Consider the following 20,364-nt stretch of genomic DNA (forward strand, 5'->3'; position numbering starts at 1 on the left):
GGCTTACTCCTTGCCGGAATCGTTGCTGATGGTCAGCGCCTGCCAGTGGGGGAAGTGCTTGCGCACCAGGGCGTTGAGTTCCACTTCGAACTCGCTGTACTGCCCTGCCACCGCCTTGGCCGCCAGCCCTTCCACTATCATGCCGGCACCCACGGTGACGTTGGTCAGCCGGTCGATGAGGATGAAGCTGCCGGTATCGCGGATCTCCTGGTAGGGGTCGAACGCCACCGGGTCGGTCAGGCTGAATTCGCACAGGCCGATCTCGTTGAGCTTGAGCTCGGAGGCGGGCAGCTCGTCGAGCTTGTTGATCTCGATGCGGTGGCGGATGGCCTCCACCTGGCCACGGCTCTTCTTGGTGGCCAGCTTGACGTCATAGACCCGGCCCGGTTGCAGGGACTCTTCCCCCATCCAGACGATGTGAGCCAGCACGTTCTGGGTCACCTGGGGCTTGTTCGCCGCGTCCACCAGCAGGTCGCCCCGGCTGATGTCGATTTCATCCGCGAAGGTGACCGTGATGGCCTGACCCGGCAGGGCGTACTCCAGATCCCCGTCGAAGGTGACGATGCGGGTCACCGTGCTCTCTTTGCCGGACGGCAGCACGGCAAGCTTGTCGCCCACCCGCAGGATGCCGGAGGCCAGGGTACCAGCGAAGCCGCGAAAATCGAGGTTGGGGCGGTTCACGTACTGCACCGGCAGGCGCACCGGATGACGCTCCAGCTCGCGCTCCACTTCGGCGGACTCCAGCAAGGAGAGCAGGGTCTCGCCCTGATACCAGGCCAGCTTGTCGCTTTGGTTCACCACGTTGTCACCGTCCAGGGCCGAGACCGGCACGATGTGGATGGTGTCGACGCTGAGTTTCTTGGCGAATTCGCGGTACTCCAAGCTGATGCGCTCGAACACCTCCTGGCTGAACTCCACCAGGTCCATCTTGTTCACTGCCACCACGAACTGCTTGATGCCGAGCAGGCTCGCGATAAAGCTGTGGCGGCGGGTCTGATCCAGCACCCCTTTGCGGGCATCGATCAGGATGATGGCCAGATCGCAGGTGGAGGCGCCGGTGGCCATGTTGCGGGTGTACTGCTCATGGCCCGGGGTGTCCGAGATGATGAATTTGCGCTTGGCGGTGGAGAAATAGCGGTAGGCCACGTCGATGGTGATGCCCTGCTCGCGCTCCGCCTGCAGGCCGTCCACCAGCAGGGCCAGGTCCAGCTTCTCGCCGGTGGTGCCGAGCTTCTGGCTGTCGGACTCCAGTGCCTTCAGTTGATCTTCATAGATTTGCTGGGAGTCGTGCAGCAGGCGGCCGATGAGGGTGCTCTTGCCGTCGTCCACGCTGCCGCAGGTGAGAAAACGCAGCAGGCTCTTGTGCTGCTGGGCGTGCAGGTAGGCTTCAATGCCCTGTTCGCTGATGGCGGTCTGAATGTGGTTGTTCATGTTGCGATTCCTTAGAACATTTTTTTAGAAATAGCCCTGACGCTTCTTCTGCTCCATGGAGCCTGCCTGATCGTGGTCGATGAGCCGCCCTTGCCGCTCGCTCGAGGTGGTGATCAGCATCTCTTCGATGATCTCCGGCAGGGTGGTGGCATTGGATTCGATGGCCCCGGTCAGCGGGTAGCAGCCGAGGGTACGGAAGCGCACCAGCTCCTGCTTCACTTCGTCTTCCGGGCCGATGGGCATGCGATCGTCATCCACCATGATCTTGATGCCGCCGCGATCCACCACGGGGCGCATGGCCGCGAAGTAGAGCGGGACTATATCGATGTTCTCGAGATAGATGTATTGCCAGATGTCCAGCTCGGTCCAGTTGGAGAGCGGGAAGACACGGATGCTCTCCCCCTTGTTGACCTGGCTGTTGTAGACGCGCCACAGCTCCGGGCGCTGGTTCTTCGGATCCCAGCGGTGGGACTTGTCGCGGAAGGAGTAGACGCGCTCCTTGGCGCGGGATTTCTCCTCGTCGCGACGGGCACCACCGAAGGCGGCATCGAAGCCGTATTTGTTGAGCGCCTGCTTGAGCCCCTCGGTCTTCATGATGTCGGTGTGCTTGCTGCTGCCGTGCACGAAGGGGTTGATGTCCATGGCCAGACCATCCGGGTTCTTGTGGACGATGAGATCCAGCCCGTACTTCTTGGCGGTCTCGTCCCGGAACTTGATCATCTCCTTGAACTTCCAGTTGGTGTCCACGTGGAGCAGGGGGAAGGGGATCTTGCCCGGGTAGAAGGCCTTGCGGGCCAGGTGCAGCATGACGGAGGAGTCCTTGCCGATGGAGTACATCATCACCGGGTTTTCAAATTCGGCGGCCACCTCGCGGATGATATGGATGCTCTCGGCTTCCAGTTGCTGCAGGTGAGTCAGTCGCTCGCGGGTGACACCTGCACGGATGCTTTGTGCATCGGATGGCTGCAGTTGGGTCAGTCTTTCACGGTCCATGTCTGGGTCCTCGGTTCATTGCTATCGCACCTGCTCGGGGCGCGGTTCTGGTTCAGTTCGGTGCCGCCTTGGCCGCACCGTCAAATCGATTCGGGTCTCGCCTCTCAGGCCAGGCTCACCAGCTTGAGCTCGTGGCCGCTTTCTGCCTCCTGCCCCTGTTCGCCAAACCAGGCGAGTTGCTGGCGCAGGGCCACCACTTCACCGATGACGATAAGCGACGGGCTCACCGCCTGCTGGGCCAGTTCGGCCAGATCCGCCAAGGTGCCGGTCAGCACCCGCTGACGGGCCGTGGTGCCCCGCTCGATGATGGCGATGGGGGTGGCGGCGCGTCGGCCATGGCTTACCAGTTGCTGCTGGATATGCTCGGAGCGCATCAGCCCCATGTAGATGACCAGGGTCTGGTTGGTGGCCGCAAGCTGCTGCCAGTCGGGCTCCTTGCCCTCCTTCTGGCAGTGGCCGGTGATGAAGACGGCGCTCTGGGCATGGTCGCGGTGGGTGAGCGGAATGCCCGCATAGGCGGTGGCACCGGCGGCGGCGGTGATGCCGGGCACCACGGAGAAGGGAATGCCCTCCTCGGCCAGCACTTCCAGCTCCTCGCCACCACGGCCGAACATGAAGGGATCGCCCCCTTTGAGGCGCACCACCCGGTTGCCCGCGCGGGCGTATTCCACCAGCAGCCGGTTGGTCTCTTCCTGGGGCACGCTGTGGGCACCCGCCTTCTTGCCGACCGACACCAGGGTGGCGTCGCGGCGCACCAGGTCCAGGATCTCGGGGGAGACCAGCTGGTCATAGAGCACCACTTCGGCCTGCTGGATCTGTTGCAGCGCCTTGAGGGTCAGCAGGCCAGGATCCCCCGGGCCCGCCCCCACCAGCACCACTTCGCCCACTTCGGTACCGGCTTTGTCCAGTCCCTCGTTCAGCCACTGCTCGGCCCCCTGCCAATCGGCTTTCTCAATCAGACCGGCCAGGGTGTTGGAGGCAAAGGCGCGCTCCCAGAAGCGGCGGCGATCGGAGAGGGAGGCCAGCACCTGCTTGGCCCGGTGGCGCACCCGGCCGGAGAGCTCCGCCAGACCGCCAAGATGGCGGGGCAGCAGGCTCTCGAGCCGCTCGCGCAACAGGCGCACCAGCACGGGGGCCTTGCCGCCGCTGGAGACGGCCACCACGATGGGGCTGCGATCGATGATGGAGGGGAAGATAAAGCTGGAGCGCTCGGGGTCATCCACCAGGTTGACGAACAGACCGCGCTCGGTGGCGCTCTGGTAGACCAGGGCGTTGACCTCGAGATCGTCGGTCGCGGCCACCACCAGGATCTGCCCTGCCAGGTGGGCCGGGTCGAAACGCGCCGCCACATGGGTGAAGCGACCGGCAAATTCATGGAACTCGGGCTCGAGCGCGGGAGAGACCAGGGTGATCCGGGCACCTGCCGCCAGCAGCAGGCGCGCCTTGCGCAGGGCAACCTCGCCCCCGCCCACCAGCAGTACCGGGCGGCCTTCCAACCTGGCAAACATAGGTAAATAATCCATCAGGGCCCGCTCCTCGGCATCGCGACATCTGGGGCGACTATAGGCAGGAGCGCTTATCCCTCAAAATAATAAAAAATGCTCTTTAATGCTTTTTGGTAATTAGTAAAGCCGTGTGGCGGCAATAGAGAAGCGAATCTGCTTGTGGTGGATGGCACCAGACCCTAGGCTAGTGAAAGTGTTTCATAAGGAGCTTAATCATGAATGAGTCATTGATTGTATTGGGGATCTTCATATTCCTGGTACTCGCCACCCTGAGTGCCGGCATCAAGATAGTGCCCCAGGGTTACAACTGGACCGTGGAGCGCTTCGGCCGCTACACCCGCACCCTCTCCCCGGGCCTCAACCTGCTGATCCCCTACATCGACCGCATCGGCCACAAGATCATCATGATGGAGCAGGTGCTGGACATCCCGGCCCAGGAGGTGATCTCCCGGGACAACGCCAACGTCACCATCGACGCCATCAGCTTCGTGCAGGTAGTGGATGCCCGCAAGGCGGGCTACGAGGTCAACGATCTCACCAGCGCCATCCGCAATCTCACCATGACCAACATGCGGACCGTGCTCGGCGCCATGGAGCTGGACGAAATGCTCTCCCAGCGCGACACCATCAACGAGAAGCTGCTGCGCACCATGGATGCGGCCACCGCCCCCTGGGGCATCAAGGTGACCCGGATCGAGATCAAGGATGTGCGCCCGCCCCTCGCCCTGGTGGAAGCCATGAACGCCCAGATGAAGGCCGAGCGCCAGAAGCGGGCCGAGGTGCTGGAGGCCGAAGGGGTGCGCCAGTCCAAGATCTTGAAGGCCGAGGGGGAGAAGCAGTCCCAGATCCTGAAAGCCGAGGGTGAGCGTCAGGCCGCCTTCCTCGCCGCCGAAGCGCGGGAGCGGGCCGCCGAGGCGGAAGCCAAGGCGACACACATGGTCTCCCAGGCGATCGCCGAGGGCGACATGCAGGCCATCAACTACTTCGTGGCCCAGAAATACACCGAGGCCCTGGCCCGCATCGGTGAAGGCCCCAACAGCAAGATCATCATGATGCCCCTGGAAGCGGGCAGCCTGATAGGCTCGGTGGCGGGCATGGCCGAGCTGTTCAACAAAGACGGCAAGGCGGGCAAATCATGACAGCCCTGTTCGAGGGGCTGACCCACTGGCACTGGCTGGGACTCGGCTTCGTGCTGCTGGCCATCGAGGTGATGGGGTCGGTGGGCTTTCTGCTCTGGACCGGCATCGCCGCCCTGGAGGTGGGGCTCTTGCTGCTGGTCTGGCCCTTCGGCTGGCAGGCGCAGTTGCTGCTCTTCGCCCTGCAATCCCTGCTCACCACCTGGGCCTGGTGGCGCTGGCAGCATCGCCGGGATCGCTCCGGGCTGGATGCCGCCGCTCCCATCAACGAGCGGATGCAAAGCTACATGGGCCGCGAGCTGACCCTGCTGGACGAGGTCAGCCAGGGGATGAGCCGGGTACATCTGGACGACACCGTCTGGACGGTGCGCTGCAACGCGCCGCTGCCGGCCGGCAGCCGGGTCAAGGTGGTGGGGGCCGACTCCCACATCCTGCTGGTGGAACCCCTCGGCTGACCCGGCAACGCCCCGCCATGGCCATAAAAAAACGGGCCCGGCGCGAGTGCGCCGGGCCCGTTTTTCAATGAGGTGCTGGCTTAGTTGGCCTTGGCATCGCTCACGGCAGCTTCAGCCTTGGTGGCCACGTCAGCGGCAGCCTTCTCGACAGTAGCGGAAGCTTCGGAAGCAGCCTTCTCGACGGTAGCAGACGCTTCGCTAGCGGCTTTCTCGACAGTGGCAGCAACGTCTGCGGCCGGGGTCGCAGCCGGAGCGGCAGCTTCTTCTTTCTGACCACAGGCGGTCAACATCAGACCCAGGATACCGGCTACCAGTACTTTGTTCATGTGCATACCCTCAAAAAAAGATGGAGAGATGGTGCAGGGACCATCACTGTACGCCCCGGCTCCTGTCGGCACACCGGCCGCTGGAGCCCGAAGGCGCGCGAAATATATCCCCATATGCGGCCGATGAAAACGCGTATCACAATGATATTTTCTCGTTGGCATGATAAGAAACACTGCTGCAACGACAAATATTAATATAAAACACCCATTCATCACCACATTCGCACAACAAATCGCCAATTACTTGACGATTGCCAGTCAGCCATTGTCTTTCTGTCAGGCTCTCGGCGCAGCCGGATTACGCCGTCAGTCAGACAGCTTCTGACAAGGCAGGCGCTGCCCCTGCTGGTCGCTCTCCCGGGCCAGGTCCAGCAAGGCCATCACCGCCAGGGCCTCGTCGGCCGGCACCGGGTTCTCCCCTTCTCCCCGGATGGCAGCGCAGACACCGCGATAGTAGGCGCCGTAGTCCCCCGCCTCGCCAGCCACGGTCTGCTGCACGAGCTGACCGTCCCGGATCTGGCTGAGCTGGCCGAGGGCGGGATCCACGCCCCAGTCCGCCGCCGGAGGCCGCTTGCCCTCCTTGAGCTGCTCCTCCTGCACGTCCATGCCGAACTTGATGAAGGAGCCCTGACTGCCGTGCACCACGAAGCGGGGCATCACGGCCGACACCAGACAACTGCCGTGCAGAATGACCCGCATCTCGCCATAGCCGAGCACCACGTGGAAGTAGTCGTCCGCCAGGGCTCCGGGGCGCTGCTTGCCCAGATCCGCCTGCAGCCAGTCCGGCTGACCGAACAGCTGGAGCGACTGATCGAGGATATGAGGGCCGAGATCGAACCAGAGACCGGAGCCCGGGCCGCCCGCCTCGCGCCAGCGCTGGCGCACCTCGGGGCGATAACGGTCGAAGTGGGATTCGAACTGGGCGACTTGCCCCAGCGCCCCCTCCGCCAGCAGACGGCGCACCGTGAGGAAATCCCCGTCCCAGCGTCGGTTGTGGAAGATGCTGAGCAGCCGTTGCTGCTTCTCCGCCAACTCGACCAGCGCCTTCGCTTCGGCCAGATCCAGGGCAAACGGCTTGTCGATCACCACATGCTTGCCCGCCAGCAGGGCCTCGCGAGCGATGGGGGCGTGGGTGTCGTTGGGGGTGGCGATCACCACCAGATCGAGGCTGTCATCGGCCAGCACCTGCTCCAGGGTGCCGACCCGGGTGCCGGGCAACGCGGCCTGTACCTTGGCGGCATCCCGGCTCACCACCCAGCGCAGGGTCAGGCCCGGGGTCGTGGCCAGGAAGGGGGCGTGAAAGGTCTGTCCTGCGAAGCCGTATCCCACCAGGGCGGCGTTGATTGTGTGGCTCATCCGGTTTTCTCCACGGGTCTGTGATCATGCGAGGCAGGCGGGTCGCCTGAAAAAGAGAAGGGGGCTCAAGGCCCCCTGAGTGTGCTCATCAGAGCACAGGATTTATTGCAAACACAAGCGGCGACCCTGGCGGGTCATCAGCATCACCAGCGGGGGCAGCAGCAGCCACATGTGCAGGGCCAGCTGGCTCAGGGGATCCGGCATCAGCCAACCGGTGATCCCCACCAGGGCGCCGGAGCCGCTCATCTGGAACAGGCCGAGCAGGGCGGCCGCAGTGCCGGCGCAGTGGCCGAAGGGGGCCAGCGCCATACCCGCGGCGGCGCCCAGGATCATCGCAAAGCCGATGCTGGAGAGGAACACCGGGCCCATCATGGCCAGCGGGTGCGGGATGTGCATGGCCAGGGTCAGGGTGATGGCGGAGAGCAGCACCACCAGCAGGCCGATGCGCAGGGTCCGTCTTGGCCCTACCCGGGCGATGAAGCGCGGGGCCAGGAAGCAGGCCAGGATGTTGAGGGCCGCATTGGCGGTAAACCAGTAGCTGAAGCCACTCATGTCCAGCCCCAGGGTCACCATCAGTTGTACCGGCGCCGCCGTCACGTAGGCGAGGATCACCGCCATCGCCAGCATGCACAGCGCCGCGTTGAACAGGAAGCTCGGGGAGCGCAGCACCGGGCTGTAGCGGGACCAACTGATGAGCGGGCCAGCACTGCTGGTCTCCTCAGGGCGGGTTTCCGGCATCCGCCACAGCAGCCAGCTGCCGACCACGACGGCGTAACCCGCCATGAACCAGAAGTTCGCCGACCAGCCCGCCTTGGCGGTGAGCCAGCCACCCAGCAGGGGCGCCAGTGCGGGGATGAAGCAGATGGCACCGTTCAGATAGGAGATCATCTGACCGCTCTTCTTGGGGCCATAGCTGTCACGGACCACCGAGAAGGCGGCCACCGAGGTGGCGCAGGCCCCGAAGCCTTGCAGCACCCGCGCCAGCATCAGCTCTCCCAGGCTGGCGGCAAAGCCGGCTGCCAGGGCGCTCAGGCCGTAGAGCAGCACGCCCCCCAGGGCGATGGGTTTGCGCCCGTAGCGATCAGCCAGCGGCCCCACCAGCAGTTGCCCCAGCCCCATGCTGAACAGGAACCAGGTGATGGTGCCCTGCATCAGGGTCACTTCGGCCCCCAGCTGCTCGGCCATCTGGGGGATGGCAGGCAGATAGATGTCGATGGCCAGCGGGCTGAACAACACCAGGAGTACAAGCAAAAGAATCAATGGCATCAGTCACCTCAAGCCCTAGGAATATCGATTGGGCCGCGAGTCTACTGACTCAGAGTAATGAATTGAAATGGTATTTAATCACTTCGGTTATTCCCTGTTGGAAACATGTATCTCCTCTACCTCTCAGGGGGTGGAACCAGGATCCCCCGTTGGCACCGGATCCCGGGCAATTGGCGCTTTTACTAAACCCCTCCCCCGCATAGAATGCGCAGATTATTTTTGCGGAGGTGTGTGATGAACAAGCTTGTCCTGGCAACAGGGAACCAGAAAAAGGTGAAGGAATTGGCCGCCATGCTGGCCGATATGAAGATCCAGGTGATCCCGCAGAGCGAGTTTGCAGTCTCCGATGCCGACGAGACCGGCACCACCTTCGTCGAGAATGCCATCATCAAGGCCCGCCACGCCGCCCGTGTCACCGGCCTGCCCGCCGTGGCCGACGACTCCGGTCTGGAAGTGGATCTGCTGCACGGCCGCCCCGGCGTCTACTCCGCCCGTTTTGCCGGTGCCGGTGCCAGCGACAAGGAGAACATCGACAAGCTGCTGGCCGAGCTCAAGGGCGCGCCGGATTACCTGAAAAGCGCCCGCTTCTGGTGCGTGCTGGTCTACATGCGCCACGCCGACGATCCCACCCCCATTATCTGCCAGGCCAGCTGGGAAGGGATGATCATCGACGAACCCCGCGGCCAGCACGGCTTTGGCTACGACCCGGTGTTCTTCGTCCCCGATCACGACTGCACCTCGGCCCAGATGCCGGCGGAGCTCAAGAACCAGCTCAGCCACCGTGGCCAGGCGCTGGCCAAGCTCAAAGCGGCCCTGGCGGCGGTCAACTAAAGCGCTGTCTCCCGCCGCGTTGTCATCTACAATGGGGGCCGTCGGCCCCCGTTTCGTTCGCGGCGCCCCGCCCGTTGTCACCGACAACCAGGGCCACCCGACCCCTTCTGATTGTTGAATACTGGAAATCCCATGCTGCAACTGCCGCCCCTCTCCCTCTATATCCACGTGCCCTGGTGCGTCCAGAAGTGCCCCTACTGCGACTTCAACTCCCACGCCCAGAAGGGGGAACTGCCCCACCTCGAGTACGTGGCGGCCCTGCTGGAGGATCTGGAGCAGGATCTGCACTGGGCCCAGGGGCGCCCCCTCTCCTCCATCTTTATCGGTGGCGGCACGCCGAGCCTGCTCTCCGTCAACGCCATGCAGGTGCTACTGGACGGGGTGCGCGCACGCATCGCACTGACCCCGGACTGCGAGATCACCATGGAGGCCAACCCGGGCACGGTGGAGGCGGACAAGTTCGCCGGCTTCCAAAAAGCGGGCATCAACCGCATCTCCATCGGGGTGCAGAGCTTCCAGCAGGAAAAATTGACCCGGCTCGGCCGCATCCACGGCCCTGAGGAGGCGCGCAAGGCCGCCGAACTGGCCCACGCCATCGCGCTTCCCACCTTCAACCTGGATCTGATGCACGGCCTGCCGGATCAGAGCCTGGACGATGCGCTCTACGACCTGCAGCAGGCCATCGACTGCGCGCCGCCGCACCTCTCCTGGTATCAGCTCACCATAGAGCCGAACACGGCATTCGCCTCCAAGCCCCCCACGTTGCCGGAAGATGACACCCTGTGGGACATCTACGAGCAGGGCCACGCCATGCTGACCGCCCGGGGCTATCAGCAGTACGAGATCTCGGCCTATGCCAAAGAGGGGTATCAGTGCCGCCACAACCTCAACTACTGGCGCTTTGGCGACTATCTGGGGATCGGCTGCGGCGCCCACGGCAAGGTGACGGATCTCGCGAGCCAGCAGATCCTGCGCACCGCCAAGGTGAAGCATCCGAAAGGTTATCTGGATCCGAGCCGCCCCTATCTGGACAGCCAATGGCAGGTGAGCGCGGACGATTTGCCGCTCGAGTACTTCATGAACCGGTTCAGATTGTTTGAACCCGCCCCCAAGGCGGAGTTCGAGGCCTTCACGGGGCTACCGCTGGAGCGGGTAGAGACCATGCTCGCCATCGCCCGGACCAAGGAGCTTATCGAGGATCTCGGCGACAGCTGGCAGCTCACGTCCCTGGGGCATCGCTACCTCAACGTGCTGCTCGAACTCTTTATGGACGAGTGAGCACGGGTTCACTCTCTTGCGTCAAGACCGCAAGTCAGCACCAGCGAATAGAAAAACAATCAGGGCGCCATTGGCGCCCTGATTGTGTTAGCTGATGCCTTGCGGCAGAAACCCGCTCAGCAGCAGACGCTTGCCATCTGCTGTTGGCCGGGCTCCCACCGCTTGCCGTGCTTGGCCTTGCGCTGATAGCTGCCCTTGCCCTTCTTGCTCGGCTCGACCCGGGCCTGGAACAGGGGGGAGGTCACCAGTGCCTTGAGGTGGTTGTCCTGAATGATGCCGCGCTGATGTTCGCAGGCGGGTTCGGCGGTGACACAGGTCACCTTCTTCTTGGCCATATGGGCTCCTTGATGGGGTTGTCGTGTTTGCCTGTCGTCCCTGTCTGGAAGGGCAGGTGGCGAAAAACGCGCCGATTGTGCACCTCTTGCCTCCCCCGTGCAAGCAGTCAGGCGGGGTGATAGATAACCCGCACCAGGCCGCTTGGCAGCACGGCGCTCGACACCGGTCTCAGCGCGCCGGGCAGGGATCCTGCAAAGAGCGGCACCCCGCGTCCCAAAGTGACCGGCACCCAGAACAGGGTCAGCTCGTCCACCAGGGCACCCTGCAGACCCTGCCTCACCAGCTCTCCGCCATCCAGATAGAGGTGACGGCTTCCCCCCTGCCACAACTCGTCCAGCACCTGCGCCAGCGCCCCCTGCCGAAAGGAGACCCGAGGACGGGGGTCGGCGGGCCTGTGGGTCAGTACCACCAGCGGCTTGTCCCCGTAGGGCCACTCGGGAAAGGCGCTTACGATATCGTAGGTGTTGCGCCCCATCAGCAGGGTGTCCGCGCTCGCCATCAGGGCGCTGTAGCCTGTCTCCTCCGGCCCGTCGCCACCATAGGGGGCCAGCCATGCCAGATCGCCCCCCTCCCCGGCGATGAAACCGTCGAGGGAGAGGGCGAGAAAGGCGGAGACCCGGGGCCGGCGCAGCTCAGTGCTCATGGTCGTGGTGCTCGTGGCGGAAAGGGGCGCCGGACTCCAGGGTCTCGAGGATGGCGCAGTGCTCCGCCGAGCGCGGGCCGCCGCAGCAGATGTCGGAGAGAGCCTTCAGGTTCTCGCGAAAACGGGTCAGCTCCAGGAGCTTCTGCTCCACCTGTTCGAGCTTGGTGTCGGCCACGGCCTTCACCTCCTGGCAGGTGACCTTGGCCTTGTTGGTGTCGAGGGCGAGCAGCTCGCCGATGTCCGCGAGGGAGAACCCCACCGACTTGGCGCGGATGATGAACTCCAGCCGCCGCTTGTCCTGCTCGCCGTAGAGGCGATAGCCGGATTCGTTGCGAATGCCCGGCGAGATGAGGCCGTTCTTCTCATAAAAGCGCAGGGTGTCGGCCTTCACTCCGCACGCCTTGGCCAGTTCACCGATCCGATACATGGTCCTCTCCCCCCGCATGACATTCCCGACATGGTACTCAATATAAACCGGCCTCCACTATCACCCCTTTGCCCGGCGATTGCCAGTCAAAGGCAGGAAAGCAGCAGCTAACCCTTCACTTGCCGGCCATTTATCCCCAAAACACTGAAAAGACAAACGTTTCACAAAAATTCACCAGAAAACGTTTAACGCCGCATCCCACAAGGGTTTGTCTCTTTAAAAAATCCACCACAGGTCACATTTTTTGTGTAGAATACGCGCCCACAAGAGAGCGTCGCGTCAAGCGGGCATTTCCTAAAACGCTTTTGCCAACGGCCGCCCCGGGCGAGAGTGGTTTGCGAAATCCCCCACTTCCATTTATTTGGGGACTCTCTGTGTGTTGAGCCTCGCCTCCCATGGAACGGTCCCCGTTATGCTGAGGACGATAGTGTGATGGAACAAGCTCGACCCATTCGCCGTGCACTGCTGAGTGTGTCTGACAAGACTGGCATCTTGGAATTTGCCAAGGCACTCGACGCGCGTGGTGTGGCCCTGCTCTCCACCGGTGGTACCGCCAAGCTGCTGGCCGATGCGGGCCTGCCGGTGACCGAGGTGTCCGACTACACCGGATTCCCCGAGATGATGGACGGCCGGGTCAAGACCCTGCATCCCAAGGTACACGGCGGCATTCTCGGCCGTCGCGACCGGGATGACGCCATCATGGCCGAGCACGCTATCTCCCCCATCGACATGGTCGTCGTCAACCTCTATCCCTTCGCCGCCACCGTGGCCAAGCCCGGCTGCACCCTGGAAGACGCCGTCGAGAACATCGACATCGGCGGCCCGACCATGGTCCGCTCCGCTGCCAAGAACCACAAGGACGTCACCATCGTCGTCAAGGCCTCCGACTATGACCGCGTCATCGCCGAGATGGATGGCAACGGCAACAGCCTGACCCTCTCCACCCGCTTCGATCTGGCCATCGCCGCCTTCGAGCACACCGCCGCCTACGACGGCATGATCGCCAACTACTTCGGCACCCTAGTGCCCTCCTACGGCGAAAACAAGGAAGGCGACGAAGAGTCCCGCTTCCCCCGCACCTTCAACAGCCAGTTCATCAAGAAGCAGGACATGCGCTACGGCGAGAACAGCCACCAGGCTGCCGCCTTCTACGCCGAAGAGCAGGCCGCGCCGGGCTCGGTGGCAAGCGCCATCCAGCTGCAGGGCAAGGCCCTCTCCTACAACAACATCGCCGACACCGATGCGGCGCTGGAGTGTGTGAAGGAGTTCAGCGAACCGGCCTGCGTCATCGTCAAGCATGCCAACCCCTGCGGTGTCGCCATCGGTGACGACCTGCTGGCTGCCTACGATCGCGCCTACCAGACCGACCCCACCTCGGCCTTTGGCGGCATCATCGCCTTCAACCGCGAACTGGACGGCGAGACCGCCGCGGCCATCGTCGCCCGCCAGTTCGTGGAAGTGATCATCGCCCCCAGCATCAGCCAGGCAGCCCGCGAGGCGGTCGCCGCCAAGCAGAACGTGCGCCTGCTGGAGTGCGGCCAGTGGACTGCCCCGGCGCAAGGCTTTGACTTCAAGCGCGTCAACGGCGGCCTGCTGGTGCAGGAGCGCGATCTGGGCATGGTGACGCTCGGGGATTTGACCGTGGTCAGCAAACGTCAGCCCACCGAGGCCGAGCTGCAGGATCTGCTGTTCTGCTGGAAGGTCGCCAAGTTCGTCAAATCCAACGCCATCGTCTACGCCAAGAACGGCCAGACCATCGGCGTCGGCGCCGGCCAGATGAGCCGCGTCTACTCTGCCAAGATCGCCGGCATCAAGGCCGAGGATGAAGGGCTGACCGTGGCGGGCTCCGTCATGGCCTCCGACGCCTTCTTCCCGTTCCGCGATGGCATCGATGCCGCCGCTGCCGCGGGCATCTCCTGCGTCATCCAGCCAGGTGGCTCGATGCGCGACCAGGAGGTGATCGACGCCGCCAACGAACACGGCATGTGCATGGTGTTCACCAACATGCGTCATTTCCGTCACTGACAGCCCAGGGCCGCCGATGGCGGCCCTGCCTCTTTAGCACCGGACCCTTTCCACTGGCAGTGCCACCGCAGCGCCAGTGAACTCAGACAGAAGCGAGCGAGACGATGAAAGTACTGATCATTGGCAATGGCGGCCGTGAACACGCCCTGGCCTGGAAGGCCAAACACTCCCCCCTGGTGACCCAGGTCTTCGTGGCACCGGGCAATGCGGGCACCCAGCTTGAGCCGGGCATCGAGAACGTCGCCATCCAGGCCACCGACATCGAGGGCCTGCTGGCCTTCGCCAAGGCGAACCAGATCGGCCTCACCATCGTCGGACCGGAAGCCCCCCTGGTGAAAGGGGTGGTCGATGCCTTCCGCGCCGCCGATCAGACCATCTTCGGCCCGACCGCCGCCGCCGCCCAGCTGGAAGGCTCCAAGGCCTTCACCAAGGACTTCCTGGCCCGCCACGCCATCCCCACCGCCGATTACCAGAACTTCACCGAGGTGGAGCCGGCGCTGGCCTATCTGCGCGAGAAGGGCGCCCCCATCGTCATCAAGGCCGACGGTCTGGCCGCCGGCAAAGGGGTGATCGTCGCCATGACCCTCGACGAGGCGGAAGCGGCGGTGCGTGACATGCTCTCCGGCAATGCCTTCGGCGATGCCGGCGCCCGGGTGGTGATCGAGGAGTTCCTGGACGGGGAAGAGGCGAGCTTCATCGTCATGGTGGACGGCGAGCACGTGCTGCCTATGGCCACCAGCCAGGATCACAAGCGCGCCTTCGACGGTGACACCGGCCCCAACACCGGCGGCATGGGGGCTTACTCCCCGGCGCCCGTGGTGACCGACGAAGTGCACCAGCGCGTGATGGAACGGGTGATCATGCCGACCGTGCGCGGCATGGCGGCCGAGGGCAACGTCTACACCGGCTTCCTCTACGCCGGCCTGATGATCGATGCCGAGGGCAACCCCAAGGTGATCGAGTTCAACTGCCGCTTCGGCGACCCCGAAACCCAGCCCATCATGCTGCGGATGCAGTCCGATCTGGTGGATCTCTGCCTCGCCGCCTGTGCCGGCCAGCTGGATCAGAAGGAAGCCGTCTATGACCCCCGTGCCGCCATCGGCGTGGTGCTGGCGGCGGGTGGCTATCCCGGCGACTACACCAGCAACCACCCCATCAGCGGCCTGCCGGTGGACGAAGTGGCAGGGGAGAAGGTGTTCCATGCAGGCACCCGCCTGGAAGGGCACACCAGCCTGACCCAGGGTGGCCGCGTGCTGTGCGCCACCGCCCTCGGCCACACGGTGCAGGAAGCCCAGCAGCGGGCCTATGCCCTGGCTGGTCGCATCCAGTGGGACGGCATCTTCTATCGCAAGGACATCGGCTGGCGTGCCATCGAGCGCGAGCAGGCCGAATAAGGGCCGGATCCCGATCACTCAAAGGGCCTGCGGGCCCTTTTTTTGTTGCACGGCGTCTGTACGGGCAGTGAAATCGTCCACGGGATGTGGCTTTCAAAAACAAAAACACCTGAAAAACTCACCTGACTTTAAAAAACCGATGTGTGATAAAAAATGGCAGCATGATTCACTGCCTGCGGGCTCCTTCCCGGGCCAGATGCGCGCCCTTGTATCCCTGCCGGAGGCGAGATCCGGTGGCCGTTCTCTTTCGGCTACATTCCCACAGCAATCCCCTGCACAATTCGTCACAATTGGTCGCACTTTCTTCATACAATGATCGTCCTTTCATGGCATCATGATGCGTGAAACCGCACTCAAATGAGTGCTATAACAACCTGCAATCTCGTCGTCTCATAAGGAAATCCCATGCTGAAAACTGTGCGTCCCCTGCTGCTGCCCCTGATGTTCGGCCTGATGGCCCTGCCTGCCATGGCCGGCGATCTGGAGCAGCCGATGAAGAAGATCGGCTTCAACTACAAGCAGGCCGTCAAGGCCGACGACGCGGCCACCATGGAGAAATACATCAAGGAGATGAAGGCCCAGCTGGACGTCGCCAAGGGCAAGAACATGCCCGCCGCCAAGAAGGAGAAGTTCCTGGAAGGCATGACCGAAGTGCAGACCGAGCTGGATGCCAGCCTGGCAGCCCTCCAGGCCGGTGACGAGGCCAAGGCGCGCGAGCACCTGGCCAAGGTCAACGACCTGAAGAAGGAGTACCACAAATATGCCAAGCAAAAAGGCTGATCCCTTCCACTGGGATGCTCTGGTGCGCCTAACCCACTGGGGTGTGGCGGCCATCTGTATCGGCAACCTCTGGCTCAACGAGGCGGGCGAGGAGTGGCACGAGCGGATGGGATACGCCGTCATGGTGCTCATCGGCATACGCCTGCTGTGGGGGCTCACCTTCGCTCGCGGCCACGCCCGCCTGCGCGCCCTCCTCCCGAGCCGGGAGGATTTTCGCCATCAGGCCGACGCCCTGCGCGAACGGACCCCGCCCACCCCGGGCCATCACGGCAGCGGCAAGCTGGCGGTCTGGGCACTCTGGCTGCTGGTACTCGCCACCGCAGGGACCGGCTGGTTCCAGAACACCGAGACTGGCTTCGATCTGGGGGCGGACGACTGGCACGAGTGGTGCACCTGGGCACTCCAGGGCATGATCGCCCTGCACCTGTGCGCCATCGCCTACACCTCCTGGCGCCAGCGCAGCAACCTGGTCACCCGCATGCTGCCAGGGCGTCGTGCCCGGGCCAGTACCGGGCAGCAGGAACCCAACGTCTGAACGTTCACGGGGCCCTGCGGGGCCCCTGTTCATCCCCTTCGCTACCCGCTTGACGGGATCTCGCACCGATCTGCCCCCTCCTGCTGCCACCGAATGGCATGAAAGCATTTTCATTCACATTTCTTAATTAATTCAGCTTGTTCGATTTTCAACCACGTCGATTTCATGAATGCTACGGAGCTGAACGAGGTTGTTTGTTGTCCGTTCGACTACACGACAGTGATACGTCAATAACAAGATCGAAGGGAAAATCGTCATGCACAACACACTGTTTCGAACCGCCCTGCTGGCGGCGGCACTCGGCTCTTTCAGCCACACTGCCAGCGCCGAAGGAGTCATGGTTCACCTGTTCCAATGGAAGTTCAACGACATCGCCAACGAGTGCGAGACCGTGCTCGGGCCCAAGGGGTTCGGTGGCGTCCAGATCACCCCACCCGCCGAGCACAAGCAGGGTAGCCAGGTCTGGTGGACCGTCTATCAACCGGTCAGCTTCAAGAATTTCAACAGCTTCGGCGGTAGCGAGGCAGAGCTCAGGAGCATGATCGCCCGCTGCAACGCGGCCGGGGTCAAGGTCTATGCCGACGCCGTCTTCAACCAGCTGGCATCGGGTTCGGGCACCGCCACCGGCGGCGGCAGCTACAACTCGGGGCAATACCAATATCCCCAGTTCGGCTACAACGACTTCCATCACAGCGGCGACATCACCAACTACGGTGACAGCAACAACGTCTGGAACGGCGCCCTCTACGGTATGCCGGACCTCAACACCGGCTCATCCTACGTCCAGGATCAGATCGCCACCTACATGAAGACCCTGCTCGGCTGGGGCGTGGCGGGCTTTCGCATCGATGCGGCCAAGCACATGGCGCCGGCCGATGTGAAGGCCATCCTCGACAAGGCGGGCAGCCCCAGGGCCTACCTGGAGGTGATCGGCGCAGGCGGGGAGTCCCCCGACATCCAGCCGGGCCGCTACACCTATATCGACACCGTCACCGACTTCAAATACGGCACCGATCTCGCCGCCAACTTCAACGGCCAGATCAAGAACCTCAAGACCCTGGGCGAGAGCTGGGGCCTGCTCCCCTCCAACAAGGCCTTCGTCTTCGTGGTCAACCACGACCGCGAACGCGGCCACGGCGGTGGCGGCATGCTCACCTTCATGAGCGGTGCCCGCTACGATCTGGCCAACACCTTCATGATGGCCTGGCCCTATGGCTGGAAACAGGTGATGTCGGGCTATCGCTTCGAAAACATGGGCACCTATGAAACCGACAAGGGGGCGCCGGGTAGCACGCCCTGCACGGACAGCCAGTGGAACTGCGAACAGCGCCGACCGACCATCATGAACATGGCCCTGTTCCACAACCGGACCGAAGGCCAGCCCGTCAGCAACTGGTGGGACAACGGCAACAACCAGATCGCCTTCAGCCGCGGTAACAAGGGCTTCGTCGCCATCAACAACGAAAGCGGCAGCCTGGTGGCCTCGGTGCAGACCGGTCTGCCGGCCGGCGAGTACTGCAACCTCCTGGGGGGCAATGACTACTGCAGCGGCGGTTATGTCACCGTCGACGGCAGCGGCAAGGCCAGCCTGAACGTCCCCGGCATGAAGGCGGCCGCCATCATCGCCGGTTGCACCAAGGCCAGCCCCTGCGGCGGTTCCGTCCTGCCGGGCAACAAGTTCAGCAGCATGAACCTGCGCGGCACCCACAACGCCTGGGGCAACACCCCCATGACCGTCGATGCCAACCGTGTCTGGTCCGCCACCCTCACCCTGACCGGCAACGGTGACGCCACCGGTGCCCAGCGCTTCAAGTTCGACGTCTTCGGCAACTGGGCCGAGAACTACGGCGACAACGAAGGGGATGGCATCGCCGACAAGGGCAGCAGCAAGGATATCCTGGTCAGCGGGGCGGGCACCTACCGCATCACCCTGAGCGAGAGCGATCTGCGCTACACGGTCACACCCCTCACCAGCAACCAGGCACCGGTCGCTACCCTCTCCCCCAAAACCCTCAGCGTCAAGGCGGGGGAGAGCGTGGTGTTCGACGCCTCCGCTTCCAGCGATGACGGCGGCGTGGTGAGCTACAGCTGGTCCAGCGGGGGCACCGCCGCCACGGAGACAGTCCGGTTCGATACCCCGGGTACCCATACCGTGACGGTCACCGTGACCGATGCGGAAGGGTTGACCGCCAGTGCCAGCGCCACCGTGACCGTCACCGATGACAACGGCACCTACGCCAGCGTATTGCCCACCCTGAACTTCCGCGGCACCCCCAATGCCTGGGGCTCCCTTGCCATGACACTGGTCGCCGACAATCAGTGGGAAGCCCTGGTCACCTTCAACGGTCAGACCAACCAGCGCTTCAAGTTCGACGTCAAGGGGGACTGGACCCAGAACTACGGCGACACCAACAAGGACGGCGTGGCCGAACTGACCGGCAGTGACATCCTCACCCCGGTCATCGGCCAGTACCGGGTACGTTTCAACGATCAGACCCTGCAATACAGCCTGACTCCGGTGAGCGTCATCTATGCCAAGAATGTCGCCAGCCTCAACATTCGCGGCACCACCAACAACTGGGGCACCACCCCCATGTCCCTGGTCGGGGATCACCTCTGGCAGGCCAGCGTCACCTTCACCGGCAGCGGTGATGGCAACGGCAGCCAGCGCTTCAAGTTCGACGTCAAGGGGGACTGGACCCAGAACTACGGCGACACTAACAAGGATGGCGTGGCCGAGCTGGCCGGGGCAGACATCACCACGGCAGTGGTCGGTGCCTATGTGGTGCGCTTCAACGACCAGACCCTGGCCTACAGCCTGAGCGCCCAGTAGGGCTGGACACACGCCAGGGCCATTGCGCCCCGGCGCCGAACCAGGCCTCCCGCCATCGGCGGGAGGCCTTTTTCATGGCCCCATGACCCGTTCCCCGCCAGCCTGCCGGCAGGCATACTGATCCTTCATCCCCATGCAGGAGCGCATATGAAACAGTTGAACACCCTCAAGGCCGAGGGACGGCTCGAGGAAGCCCGTCAGCACGGTCTGCTGCAACTCATCGCGCACCCAACCCACGCCGAGCTGCATTACGAAGTGGCCGGACTGCACGACATGCTGGGGCGAGAGGCCGAGGCCATTCCGCTCTATCAGAAGGCCGTGTCGCTGGGGCTTGGCGAGGCGTCGCTGCGCGGGGCCCTGCTTGGACTAGGCAGCTCCTATCGCACCACGGGCCGTCATGCCGAGGCGCTGGTCACCTTTGACGAGGCCCTGTCCCGCTTCCCCGATGCCATGGAGTTCAAGGTGTTTCGTGCCATGACCTGCTACAACCTGGGGCGCAGCAAGGAGGGGATGGAGACGCTGCTGGGGATCCTCGCGACCACCACCACGGATCCCGCCCTGCTTCCCTACCGGCGCGCGATGGCACTCTATGCCGAGGATCTGGACAGACGCTGGTGAGCGCCAGAAACGACAAAGCCGCTCAAAAGAGCGGCTTTTTCTGAAAATGGTGGCCCCTGGGGGACTTGAACCCACGACCAATCGATTATGAGTCGACTGCTCTGACCAACTGAGCTAAGGGGCCATTGATGCTGGTTAGCGGCGTGGATTATAGGGGATGGCGGATACCCCGTCCATAGTCAGATCAACCACTTGG

The 20,364-nt window shown here is 63.5% G+C and carries 19 protein-coding genes and 1 tRNA gene; 10 read left to right on the plus strand and 10 right to left on the minus strand.

Going from position 1 to position 20,364, the window contains the following annotated elements; genetic code table 11:
* Window positions 1–3: 3 nt before the first annotated feature.
* The 3 genes from cysN to cysG form a co-directional block, all read right to left on the minus strand.
* Window positions 4–1,431, minus strand: a complete 1,428-nt coding sequence (cysN, locus tag I6L48_RS00320; protein WP_216987678.1) for a sulfate adenylyltransferase subunit CysN — start codon at window positions 1,429–1,431, stop codon at window positions 4–6.
* A gap of 24 nt (window positions 1,432–1,455) precedes the next feature.
* Entirely contained in the window at window positions 1,456–2,424 is a 969-nt protein-coding gene (cysD, locus tag I6L48_RS00325) for a sulfate adenylyltransferase subunit CysD (protein ID WP_104454738.1), read from the minus strand.
* A gap of 104 nt (window positions 2,425–2,528) precedes the next feature.
* Window positions 2,529–3,947: a siroheme synthase CysG gene (gene cysG, locus I6L48_RS00330; protein WP_216987679.1), complete on the minus strand. Its 1,419-nt coding sequence runs from the start codon at window positions 3,945–3,947 to the stop codon at window positions 2,529–2,531.
* Window positions 3,948–4,144: 197 nt separating this feature from the next.
* On the opposite strand from cysG, the gene I6L48_RS00335 reads away from it, so the two are divergent.
* Window positions 4,145–5,068, plus strand: a complete 924-nt coding sequence (locus I6L48_RS00335; RefSeq protein WP_029314806.1) for an SPFH domain-containing protein — start codon at window positions 4,145–4,147, stop codon at window positions 5,066–5,068.
* Complete coding sequence (locus I6L48_RS00340; RefSeq protein WP_010675601.1) at window positions 5,065–5,520, plus strand: NfeD family protein; 456 nt, start codon at window positions 5,065–5,067, stop codon at window positions 5,518–5,520. Before I6L48_RS00335 ends, I6L48_RS00340 begins: the two co-directional genes overlap by 4 nt.
* An 80-nt stretch (window positions 5,521–5,600) precedes the next feature.
* Here I6L48_RS00340 and I6L48_RS00345 read toward each other — a convergent pair whose 3' ends face one another.
* From I6L48_RS00345 to I6L48_RS00355, 3 genes are all read right to left on the minus strand, one after another.
* On the minus strand, window positions 5,601–5,846 hold the full coding sequence (locus I6L48_RS00345) for a hypothetical protein (RefSeq protein ID WP_010675602.1): 246 nt from the start codon (window positions 5,844–5,846) through the stop codon (window positions 5,601–5,603).
* Between the two features lie 306 nt (window positions 5,847–6,152).
* Window positions 6,153–7,202, minus strand: a complete 1,050-nt coding sequence (locus I6L48_RS00350) for an oxidoreductase (protein WP_216987680.1) — start codon at window positions 7,200–7,202, stop codon at window positions 6,153–6,155.
* A 102-nt stretch (window positions 7,203–7,304) separates the two neighbouring features.
* Complete coding sequence (locus tag I6L48_RS00355) at window positions 7,305–8,468, minus strand: multidrug effflux MFS transporter (protein WP_029314807.1); 1,164 nt, start codon at window positions 8,466–8,468, stop codon at window positions 7,305–7,307.
* Between the two features lie 234 nt (window positions 8,469–8,702).
* Between I6L48_RS00355 and rdgB the strand changes: the two genes are divergently transcribed.
* Together rdgB and hemW are read left to right on the plus strand one after the other, a co-directional pair.
* On the plus strand, window positions 8,703–9,299 hold the full coding sequence (gene rdgB / locus I6L48_RS00360; RefSeq protein WP_010675605.1) for an RdgB/HAM1 family non-canonical purine NTP pyrophosphatase: 597 nt from the start codon (window positions 8,703–8,705) through the stop codon (window positions 9,297–9,299).
* Window positions 9,300–9,431: 132 nt separating this feature from the next.
* Window positions 9,432–10,577: a radical SAM family heme chaperone HemW gene (gene hemW, locus I6L48_RS00365; protein WP_216987681.1), complete on the plus strand. Its 1,146-nt coding sequence runs from the start codon at window positions 9,432–9,434 to the stop codon at window positions 10,575–10,577.
* A gap of 116 nt (window positions 10,578–10,693) precedes the next feature.
* On the opposite strand, the gene I6L48_RS00370 is transcribed toward hemW, so the two are convergent.
* From I6L48_RS00370 to zntR, 3 genes are all read right to left on the minus strand, one after another.
* The gene (locus I6L48_RS00370; protein ID WP_010675607.1) at window positions 10,694–10,912 is read right to left on the minus strand and encodes an alternative ribosome-rescue factor A; all 219 of its coding nucleotides are present in this window, start codon (window positions 10,910–10,912) and stop codon (window positions 10,694–10,696) included.
* 107 nt (window positions 10,913–11,019) lie between these two features.
* Window positions 11,020–11,556, minus strand: a complete 537-nt coding sequence (locus I6L48_RS00375) for a dihydrofolate reductase family protein (RefSeq protein ID WP_113068956.1) — start codon at window positions 11,554–11,556, stop codon at window positions 11,020–11,022.
* The gene (gene zntR, locus I6L48_RS00380; protein WP_113068957.1) at window positions 11,546–11,983 is read right to left on the minus strand and encodes a Zn(2+)-responsive transcriptional regulator; all 438 of its coding nucleotides are present in this window, start codon (window positions 11,981–11,983) and stop codon (window positions 11,546–11,548) included. The genes I6L48_RS00375 and zntR overlap by 11 nt, the downstream gene beginning before the upstream one ends.
* Before the next feature lie 432 nt (window positions 11,984–12,415).
* Between zntR and purH the strand changes: the two genes are divergently transcribed.
* The 6 genes from purH to I6L48_RS00410 all read left to right on the plus strand — a co-directional run bounded on the left by purH (window position 12,416) and on the right by I6L48_RS00410 (window position 20,168).
* Window positions 12,416–14,008 carry a bifunctional phosphoribosylaminoimidazolecarboxamide formyltransferase/IMP cyclohydrolase gene (gene purH, locus I6L48_RS00385; protein ID WP_113068958.1) on the plus strand — a complete coding sequence of 531 codons (1,593 nt, stop codon included), beginning with the start codon at window positions 12,416–12,418 and terminating at the stop codon, window positions 14,006–14,008.
* A gap of 104 nt (window positions 14,009–14,112) precedes the next feature.
* The gene (gene purD / locus I6L48_RS00390; protein WP_041211074.1) at window positions 14,113–15,402 is read left to right on the plus strand and encodes a phosphoribosylamine--glycine ligase; all 1,290 of its coding nucleotides are present in this window, start codon (window positions 14,113–14,115) and stop codon (window positions 15,400–15,402) included.
* Window positions 15,403–15,807: 405 nt separating this feature from the next.
* Window positions 15,808–16,182, plus strand: a complete 375-nt coding sequence (locus I6L48_RS00395) for a cytochrome b562 (RefSeq protein WP_039040825.1) — start codon at window positions 15,808–15,810, stop codon at window positions 16,180–16,182.
* Entirely contained in the window at window positions 16,163–16,717 is a 555-nt protein-coding gene (locus I6L48_RS00400; RefSeq protein WP_113068959.1) for a cytochrome b/b6 domain-containing protein, read from the plus strand. Before I6L48_RS00395 ends, I6L48_RS00400 begins: the two co-directional genes overlap by 20 nt.
* Before the next feature lie 256 nt (window positions 16,718–16,973).
* Window positions 16,974–19,550, plus strand: a complete 2,577-nt coding sequence (locus tag I6L48_RS00405) for an alpha amylase C-terminal domain-containing protein (protein WP_113068960.1) — start codon at window positions 16,974–16,976, stop codon at window positions 19,548–19,550.
* Window positions 19,551–19,697: 147 nt separating this feature from the next.
* Entirely contained in the window at window positions 19,698–20,168 is a 471-nt protein-coding gene (locus I6L48_RS00410) for a tetratricopeptide repeat protein (protein WP_113068961.1), read from the plus strand.
* Between the two features lie 47 nt (window positions 20,169–20,215).
* Here the strand turns inward: I6L48_RS00410 and I6L48_RS00415 are convergent.
* Window positions 20,216–20,292: transfer RNA gene (locus I6L48_RS00415), tRNA-Ile, on the minus strand.
* Window positions 20,293–20,364: the final 72 nt, after the last annotated feature.

Source organism: Aeromonas sp. FDAARGOS 1418, from assembly GCF_019048585.1.
Lineage (GTDB): Bacteria > Pseudomonadota > Gammaproteobacteria > Enterobacterales > Aeromonadaceae > Aeromonas > Aeromonas caviae.

What these genes read in the sequence shown, in the direction of transcription:
- cysN (WP_216987678.1), bottom strand. Translation starts at nt 1,431, where the DNA reads ATGAACAACCACATTCAGACCGCCATCAGCGAACAGGGCATTGAAGCC.
- cysD (WP_104454738.1), bottom strand. Translation starts at nt 2,424, where the DNA reads ATGGACCGTGAAAGACTGACCCAACTGCAGCCATCCGATGCACAAAGC.
- cysG (WP_216987679.1), bottom strand. Translation starts at nt 3,947, where the DNA reads ATGGATTATTTACCTATGTTTGCCAGGTTGGAAGGCCGCCCGGTACTG.
- I6L48_RS00335 (WP_029314806.1), top strand. Translation starts at nt 4,145, where the DNA reads ATGAATGAGTCATTGATTGTATTGGGGATCTTCATATTCCTGGTACTC.
- I6L48_RS00340 (WP_010675601.1), top strand. Translation starts at nt 5,065, where the DNA reads ATGACAGCCCTGTTCGAGGGGCTGACCCACTGGCACTGGCTGGGACTC.
- I6L48_RS00345 (WP_010675602.1), bottom strand. Translation starts at nt 5,846, where the DNA reads ATGAACAAAGTACTGGTAGCCGGTATCCTGGGTCTGATGTTGACCGCC.
- I6L48_RS00350 (WP_216987680.1), bottom strand. Translation starts at nt 7,202, where the DNA reads ATGAGCCACACAATCAACGCCGCCCTGGTGGGATACGGCTTCGCAGGA.
- I6L48_RS00355 (WP_029314807.1), bottom strand. Translation starts at nt 8,468, where the DNA reads ATGCCATTGATTCTTTTGCTTGTACTCCTGGTGTTGTTCAGCCCGCTG.
- rdgB (WP_010675605.1), top strand. Translation starts at nt 8,703, where the DNA reads ATGAACAAGCTTGTCCTGGCAACAGGGAACCAGAAAAAGGTGAAGGAA.
- hemW (WP_216987681.1), top strand. Translation starts at nt 9,432, where the DNA reads ATGCTGCAACTGCCGCCCCTCTCCCTCTATATCCACGTGCCCTGGTGC.
- I6L48_RS00370 (WP_010675607.1), bottom strand. Translation starts at nt 10,912, where the DNA reads ATGGCCAAGAAGAAGGTGACCTGTGTCACCGCCGAACCCGCCTGCGAA.
- I6L48_RS00375 (WP_113068956.1), bottom strand. Translation starts at nt 11,556, where the DNA reads ATGAGCACTGAGCTGCGCCGGCCCCGGGTCTCCGCCTTTCTCGCCCTC.
- zntR (WP_113068957.1), bottom strand. Translation starts at nt 11,983, where the DNA reads ATGTATCGGATCGGTGAACTGGCCAAGGCGTGCGGAGTGAAGGCCGAC.
- purH (WP_113068958.1), top strand. Translation starts at nt 12,416, where the DNA reads ATGGAACAAGCTCGACCCATTCGCCGTGCACTGCTGAGTGTGTCTGAC.
- purD (WP_041211074.1), top strand. Translation starts at nt 14,113, where the DNA reads ATGAAAGTACTGATCATTGGCAATGGCGGCCGTGAACACGCCCTGGCC.
- I6L48_RS00395 (WP_039040825.1), top strand. Translation starts at nt 15,808, where the DNA reads ATGCTGAAAACTGTGCGTCCCCTGCTGCTGCCCCTGATGTTCGGCCTG.
- I6L48_RS00400 (WP_113068959.1), top strand. Translation starts at nt 16,163, where the DNA reads ATGCCAAGCAAAAAGGCTGATCCCTTCCACTGGGATGCTCTGGTGCGC.
- I6L48_RS00405 (WP_113068960.1), top strand. Translation starts at nt 16,974, where the DNA reads ATGCACAACACACTGTTTCGAACCGCCCTGCTGGCGGCGGCACTCGGC.
- I6L48_RS00410 (WP_113068961.1), top strand. Translation starts at nt 19,698, where the DNA reads ATGAAACAGTTGAACACCCTCAAGGCCGAGGGACGGCTCGAGGAAGCC.